The following is a 1,645-nucleotide window of genomic DNA, read 5'->3' as shown; positions in this document are numbered from 1 at the left end:
GCGTCAGACCCAATAATTTAGTGAGGGACTTCCAAGAAATAAATTATCCTGATTAACCAACCACGGAGGCGCAGAGGACACAGAGGAATAAGGGTTTGAGAGATTTTTGCGTTAGGTGGTTTATCGGTTGTCAAGAGATTGCTTCCTTTCACTCGCAATGACAACTCATGCAGCACAGGTTTATTAGAGACTTCCAATCAAAAAAATATCCCAAAATTTCTTGTGGTGCGGGACGAATTGCCCGCTAATCATCAAGGACGGGCAAGGATGCCCATCCCACAAAATTGGATCATTTTTTTTGTGGAGTTCTCTTATTCCAGTAGGATTTATCTAAATACCTTGATTACTAAGGTTTTCAGCTATTTTAATCAATGCCAGGAACGAGACTTGAACTCGTGGCACGTGGATTTTCAGTCCACTGCTCTACCAACTGAGCTATCCCGGCGGGCTTCTTTTACCACTGTTATTAACGTTAGCATGAGAAAAAAGATTAGTCAAGGGGTTATTGAAAATAATTTTTAGCCGACCTTCATTGTCAACTTCACCCAGCTAAACACAGTCACAAATACCAGAAACTGCACAAAAACAATACTCGGTCCAGAAGCTAGGTTAAATAACCCAGAAACCATCATTCCCCCGATACTACTGCTACAGCCGACAACCACCGATAGAATCAGAAAGCGGCTGAAATGGTGACTCATAAGTTTGGCTGTAGCAGCCGGAATTACCAAAAACGCATTTACTAATAAAACACCAACGGCTTTAATCGCCACAGCTACGGCGAGAGAAAGTAGAACAACGAATCCATAACGATATAATTGTACAGGTATGCCTTGCACCTGAGCAACATCAGGATTAAGAGTTAATAAAATCTGTTGCGGCAGAGTTGATAATAAAAAAACGCTACTACCAACAAGTACCAATAGCGTCAAAATTAAATCTGTGTTATCTATAGCCAAAATATCGCCAAATAGTACCCCCATTAAGTTACCGCGATATCCTTTAATAAAACTGGTGAGAATTACACCAATTGCTAACGCCCCAGATAGCACTATACTGAGAACGCTATCACTAGCCAAATCAGTCTTATCAATTAGGTAGAGAACAACAACCCCAAAGATTAAGGTAAACGGGAGTAACATCCAAGTAGGATTAGTGTTGAGTAACACGCCTAATGCCACACCTACCAAGGCTGCATGACCAACGGCATGACTAAAAAAGGATAATTGTCGTAAGGTAACGAAACTGCCCAATAAACCACCTAAAATGCCCATTAACACAGCACCCATAATGGCACGCTGCATAAAGGGAAATTGTAATAAATTCACCAAGTCATGATAGTTAATGGTCATACTGAGAGGAGTTAGGAGTTCAGGAGTATGGCTAACGCCACGCTGCGCTATCAGGAGTATGGCTAACGCCACGCTGCGCTATCAGGAGTATGGCTAACGCCACGCTGCGCTATCAGGAGTTCAGGAGAAAGAAGTTCAGGAGAAAGAAGTTCAGGAGAAAGAAGTTCAGGAGAAAGAAGTTCAGGAGAAAGAAGTTCAGGAGAAAGAAGTTCAGGAGAAAGAAGTTCAGGAGAAAGAAGTTCAGGAGAAAGAAGGAAGAAATTTCTCCCCTACTCCCCCTACTCCCCCTACTC

At 42.2% G+C, this 1,645-nt stretch carries 2 protein-coding genes and 1 tRNA gene; 1 reads left to right on the top strand and 2 read right to left on the bottom strand.

The annotated features are described in order from the left end of the window. Positions 1-372: 372 nt before the first annotated feature. Both AN486_RS26480 and AN486_RS26475 read right to left on the bottom strand, forming a co-directional pair. Positions 373-445: transfer RNA gene (locus AN486_RS26480), tRNA-Phe, on the bottom strand. 73 nt (positions 446-518) lie between these two features. Beyond that, a complete protein-coding gene (locus AN486_RS26475) occupies positions 519-1,352 on the bottom strand; it encodes a metal ABC transporter permease (protein ID WP_190384575.1) in 834 nt (277 codons plus the stop codon). An 89-nt stretch (positions 1,353-1,441) separates the two neighbouring features. Here AN486_RS26475 and AN486_RS26470 point away from each other — a divergent pair. Next, on the top strand, positions 1,442-1,645 hold a 204-nt coding region (locus AN486_RS26470), incomplete at its 3' end, for a hypothetical protein (protein WP_290603052.1).

Origin of the sequence: Anabaena sp. AL93 (assembly GCF_001672085.1) — a bacterium.
GTDB classification, from domain to species: Bacteria; Cyanobacteriota; Cyanobacteriia; order Cyanobacteriales; family Nostocaceae; genus Dolichospermum; species Dolichospermum heterosporum.
This window is presented reverse-complemented; position numbering and strand designations above follow the sequence as displayed.

Excerpts from the sequence above, each read along its gene's own strand:
- AN486_RS26475 (WP_190384575.1), bottom strand. The coding sequence starts at position 1,352 with ATGACCATTAACTATCATGACTTGGTGAATTTATTACAATTTCCCTTT.